Here is a 3,716-nt window from a genome sequence, read left to right on the forward strand (position 1 = left end):
TAATAAATATAGAATCAATCAATGATAAATAATTCACAATCAATTCCTTAAAATAAGTTTTTATTAATTAATTATTTAACTAATAAATTAATTAATAATATTACATAATTAATTATATAATTAATTGTAATAATATTATTAGTAAGGAGTAATTATGAATTCTGCTGACTTCTACGATCCCTCTTCAGTTGCCAGCACACCTTCCCCAATTGAAGGAATTCAAGAATCTTCAAAACAAATAAAGAAATCAACTGAAAAAAATATTGAGGAAGCTACCAGTAAATTAATGCAGCAGCCCACAGAAGAGGGAACGAAATTAACGCCTCTTGCAAAGCAAGCGACTAGATTTTCTAAAGGAAGATTTTTGTGTTCTTATAGTAAAAAACCTGATTTAAGAGCTTCAAGTATAGAAAAAAGCACTTTACAAAGTAGAATTCGAATTGAATTAAATAAAAAAATTGAAAAAAAATTTAATAAAAAAACTGTAAAATCATGGATAAATGTATATCCTCAAACTGCATCGGAAATGATAGTTAAATTACCCCATGAAGGTTTGAGTGAATCCATTAGCATTCGACATAATGATATTTTACGCGAGCAAAGTCAAACATATCAAGAAATAAAAGCACAGCTAGATGAAAAAAAACTGCAATTAAATATTTTGCATCAGCGCTTAAATAATGTTAATAAAAAATCTTATAATGACAAGTTAAAAGAATTAGAAGGGTTAAAACGACTAAATTTAGACATAGAAGCTATTAATAATTTTTTAACAATATTTGAACAGTTTGCAGAAAAATGTCAAAAAATTGACCTAGAAAAATTAACATCTGAGGAAATTGACTTTTTGAAAAAAAAACATACGGAATTGGTAAAAAATTATAAAAACTTTGAAAAAACAGTACGAGGCATTACACAAAAAGTAAACAAATGTTTACCAAAAGGAAACAAATTCCAATTTAAAGATAAACATTTAATAAAAAATATGGGGGCCGTGTTAGACAGCATTGATAATGTCCTTTGCGGAAAGGAAGCAAATCAATTAAATGAATTCATAGATAATTTCAAAGAAAGTAAAAAAACAATCGAGCAAGATTTATTACCTTATACTAATCAATTAAATCAAGTCAAAAAGGAAGTTGACGAAACTTGCCCTTCCTATATAAAATCTTTTCTGGAAATTAAAAAGGGAAATTCAAAACAATATAGTGAGTTTATTGACGAGATTCAATCAACTTTCGAACAGCACAGTGATCCTATCGATCCTGTCGTTCATATGGAAATTTGGCAAACGCTATTGGAGGTTTTTAATTTTATTCAAACGCATGAGCTATTTAAATTAACAGGAGAAATCAAAGAGGAGCTATGTAGAAAAAAGGATGAGGAGATTATTACTGATCGAGATTACGGTCCTCTAGAAGCCTACATTGAGAGTTATTTAAAACCTCTTTTGGCATTGCCCACAGTTTTAACGGCAAAAGTGCCAGCACCTGTATTTGAGGAAAAATTTAGAACTTTACTCGCGTTACTTCCCGATTGTAATAATACAATGACCGTCCAGCAGGCTAAAACAAAACTTACTTTATTTAATCAAGCCAAAGAAGATTTAGATAACTCTTTTAAAGTTTATCGAAATCTTTTAAATGAAAACTTAGCTCAAACTAAAAAAGGACTGGATCAAGAAACAAGGATTAAAAAAGAGATTGATGAATTATCACATCAACTAAAAGAATTAAAAGAAAAAAAAACTGTTATTTTGGATAACTTTTTTAGCGAAATTATAAAAAATGAAGATGAAAAAATCTCAGACTTATTACAAAAGGGTATTCAGCAAACTCAAGATTTCGTAGATATTTTTTTAGGCCATTACCTTGTTCATTCTCAAGAACGCTTTCCTAAACTTTTAGAAAACCATCGAGACTTTGCTCTTAGAGTCTTTGACATGTTTGAGCTATTAAAAGATCATTTATCTGAGGAGCAATTAGATAAAATCAAATTAGTTTTAAATGAATTTTTAACGCATCATATTACAAATCAAACAGGTGAGATTGAAGAAAGTTTAGAAACATCGCTTGATCAGAGTAAAAAAAGTTTGGAAAAGGTTACTAAACCTGCCAAACCTTTATATAGAAAAGTTCAAGCTGCACATGAATCGGGTGATGCCTTTTCAATAGAATGCCAACGCGTTAGTAAACAAGTTGAAGTACTTTTACCTTGGTTATTTGGAAAAGGATTTGTTGCTTCACCTCAAGCCGCGCATTTAGTCCCTTTTCCTGGAGTAGTCTCTTGGGATGCTAATTATCTGTCTACATTTTTTAGTGACAAGCTTGGATTAGAGTTAAGTCAAGAAAAAATGGATCGATTAGACTTATTTAATCGAAATGTGGAACCTTTTTTAAGTACCGTCCAAGTAGATGGAAAAGTTCCTCAGGAATTGGTCAAAGAAAAACTACAAGCTAGGTTTACTGTTATTGGAGAGCAATATGAGACCTTTTATTCCATTTTTAATGCTCTGATTTTTTTAAGTCATCTCTCTTCTTTAGAAATGTCAGAAACTAGGCATTTACCAGAGTTTTTTAACCAGACAATGGATAAATTTTCGGAAACTGCTATAAATAATGAGAAAGGTGGCGCTAGAGGATATAAGGTTTTATTGGGAGAGGCTCTCATTGATCTTATTGTTTCGCCAGATGAAACACTATTCAATTTAAAAACGGGCTTGAGTGAAAAACATATAGAATATTTACAAGCCACTATTAACACTGTTTCTGATCGACTAGAGCAATTGGCTTTCAAAAAAACGCAAAGTGGAAAATTAGCACCGTTAGAGCTTGTAGAGTGCCATGCCCTGCAGAGTATTTATTTAGGAATAGAAAATTTATGCGAAAACCAAAATTTACCCGCTTTTATTCTAGAAAATAAATTACATATTATTAAAAGTATTGAACTTATTCTAAGTAATTAGATTCAATAGGCGGGTTTACCCGCCTATTTTAATATTTGATTTGCATCCTATTTGAATTTTGAATGTAACCAACCTATTAAGTGTAGCAAATTGTACTTGAAAAGCAAAAATTTATCTATGTTGCATGATACCAGTTCCAAAAACTTTGCACGTCAATAATCACTAAACAACTAAACTTGTCATCTGAATATTATTCCTATTTTTAAATTTTTTTATCTAATTATGATTAATTAATTAAAAATTAATTAAAAATATAATATGTAAATTTTAATAAAAATGGAAGGGATAGACAAATTTAATAAATAGATATCTTTAATAAAACGATTTTTAATCATTGGTAAACAAACTATTAAAGTAAAAATTTTGATTATTTTCTTATAATTAATTCAACAAGAAAAATTTGTAAGGTATTTCGCTGGATTTAGGTTGGGAAGATTACTAAAAACTTGATAAACAATGATCCTACAAATAAAACAAAATCACAAATTTTATCATCTACGGATTAAGAGCCCTTACTTATTAACGTATAAAAAAGTAAATTTAATATTTTATCCTTGACTGGATTATTAAATAAAACACAGGAATTGAATATCCATTTCTTAATATTTTCAAACCAAGTTTTACACTCTTAACTCCAAGCTTAACTGTTAATCTTTTTAGGAATTTTTCTATGATTCGTAAAGATTATGTTGTATGTGCCGATGGCTAAATTAACTAAAATGAGAAGAGGTATTATCTATAGGTTTCTTAC

At 29.1% G+C, this 3,716-nt stretch carries 1 protein-coding gene; it reads left to right on the forward strand.

The genetic code is table 11. The annotated features are described in order from the left end of the window. Nucleotides 1-154 precede the first annotated feature (154 nt). Nucleotides 155-2,965 carry a hypothetical protein gene (locus BU804_RS10625; RefSeq protein ID WP_075884043.1) on the forward strand — a complete coding sequence of 937 codons (2,811 nt, stop codon included), beginning with the start codon at nucleotides 155-157 and terminating at the stop codon, nucleotides 2,963-2,965. The last annotated feature ends 751 nt before the right edge of the window (nucleotides 2,966-3,716 follow it).

This window comes from Candidatus Protochlamydia sp. W-9, from assembly GCF_001950615.1.
Classification (GTDB): Bacteria; Chlamydiota; Chlamydiia; order Chlamydiales; family Parachlamydiaceae; genus Protochlamydia; species Protochlamydia amoebophila.